2 protein-coding genes are annotated in these 1,785 nt (G+C 66.0%); one reads left to right on the top strand and one right to left on the bottom strand.

Annotated features, from left to right (window positions below):
- Window positions 1-36 precede the first annotated feature (36 nt).
- On the bottom strand, window positions 37-1,251 hold the full coding sequence (locus GRC12_RS44130) for an RNA-guided endonuclease InsQ/TnpB family protein (RefSeq protein ID WP_208786049.1): 1,215 nt from the start codon (window positions 1,249-1,251) through the stop codon (window positions 37-39).
- Window positions 1,252-1,301: 50 nt separating this feature from the next.
- On the opposite strand from GRC12_RS44130, the gene tnpA reads away from it, so the two are divergent.
- A complete protein-coding gene (tnpA, locus tag GRC12_RS44135) occupies window positions 1,302-1,730 on the top strand; it encodes an IS200/IS605 family transposase (RefSeq protein WP_208786048.1) in 429 nt (142 codons plus the stop codon).
- The last annotated feature ends 55 nt before the right edge of the window (window positions 1,731-1,785 follow it).

Below are 1,785 nucleotides of genomic sequence, written 5' to 3' on the forward strand. Positions count from 1 at the left end.
GTGACTCCTCCACCCCGTAAACGGGGTGGCTTCTCGCTAAGCCGGGTTGGCGTTGCGACGGACCAGCCCGGCCCGTAGAACGTTGGTTGCTCCCACGACGTCGGCGTGCGCTGTGTGGCCGCACGAGATGCAGTGGAACGTCTCCTGTGTGGGCCGGTTCTCCGCTGAGACGTGCCCGCATTCGGGGCAGGTCCGGGAGGTGTTGCGGGGGTCCACGGCGATCACGTCTCGTCCGGCGCTTTCAGCCTTGGCGTGCAGGATCGTCAGGAACACCCCCCAACCGACGTCGGCGATCGAGCGGTTCAGACCTGTCTTGGCGGCGGCCCCGTTGGGCAGGAACACGCCCGGCTTGGCGGGGTCGGGCTTCGGTGTGACGGTCTTGCTCATGTTGCGGATCTTGAGGTCTTCGTGCGCGATGAAGTCGTGCTCGGTGACCAGGGCGTGCGCGGTCTTGTGTGCGTGGTCGAGGCGCTGACGCCGCACCTTGCCGTGCAGGGCCGCGACGCGCTCTACGGCCCGCTGGTGGTTGTTGGTGCGGTTCTTCGCCTTGCAGCGCGGATACCGGGACAGTGCCCGCTGTGCGGCCTCCAGCTTGGCGGCGGCCTTGCGGGCGTGGCGTGGGTTGTCGACGTGCTCACCGTTGGACGTGGTGAGGAACGACGCTATGCCCATGTCGATGCCGACCACGCTGCCGGTCGGGGTCAGCGGCTCGGGCTGCGGCTGCTCGGCGGTCAGGACGACGTACCAGCGCTTACCTTCGCGCTTGACGGACACGGTCTTGACCTTGCCGACCACCGGCCGGTGCTGGTTGACCTTGACGTGCCCGACACCTTGGAGCCGGACGCGGGTGACGGGGTCGTACGGGGTGGAGTCCCAGCGGCAGCCGTCCCCGTCCTTGGGGAAGTCCACCGTGTCGAACCAGTTCACACCCCGAAAGCGCGGGTAGCCCGGCGTATCGCCGGACGTGATACGGCGGAAGAACGCGGCGAACGCCTTGTCCAGACGGCGAAGTGTCGCCTGCTGGCTGGAGAACGACCACCGGCCCTGCCGCTCCGGGTCGAAGGAACGGATCTCCTTGAGCTGTGCGGACTGCTGGCCGTATTTGATGCTCGTCCTCGACGTGTGCCGGTAGGCGTCACGGCGTTCCTGCAACGCGCCGTTGTAGAGCGAGCAGTGATCGGCCAGCATCGCGGCGAGCGCAGCGGCCTGGCCCACGGTGGGCCGCATGAGGAACTTGTACGCACGGATCATCCAGCCCACCCCCTTCCCCTCGAGTCCGTCGACCATACTACGCTTGGTGTATGTCACCACGCTGGGCACCAAATACCGATATCCGCCGAGGCCGTCACGTCGTCTACACCCTTCATGTCCACTTGGTTTTCGTGACCAAGTACCGGCGTGAGGTCTTCAACGACGAGATGCTGACGCGCTGCGAGGAGATCATGCGGAACGTGTGCACGGACTTCGGCGCGGACCTGATCGAATTCAACGGGGAGGGCGACCATGTCCACCTGCTGGTGCACTACCCGCCCAAGGTCGCCCTCTCGAACCTGGTCAACTCGCTCAAGGGCGTGTCCTCGCGCTACCTGCGCCAGGAGTTCACCGGCCGCGTCAACCGCTTCACCATGCACGGCCGGTTCTGGTCCGGCTCCTACTTCGCCGGATCATGTGGCGGAGCTCCGCTGTCGATCGTCCGTCAGTACATCGAGCAGCAAAAACGTCCGTCGTAACCTGCGGGTCAGAGCAGCCCTGAGATCGGATTCCCTCCCCGCCTGAAGGCGGGGA

Origin of the sequence: Streptomyces griseorubiginosus (assembly GCF_017614965.1) — a bacterium.
GTDB lineage: Bacteria > Actinomycetota > Actinomycetes > Streptomycetales > Streptomycetaceae > Streptomyces > Streptomyces griseorubiginosus_B.

What these genes read in the sequence shown, in the direction of transcription:
- tnpA (WP_208786048.1), top strand. Translation starts at nt 1,302, where the DNA reads ATGTCACCACGCTGGGCACCAAATACCGATATCCGCCGAGGCCGTCAC.
- GRC12_RS44130 (WP_208786049.1), bottom strand. Translation starts at nt 1,251, where the DNA reads ATGATCCGTGCGTACAAGTTCCTCATGCGGCCCACCGTGGGCCAGGCC.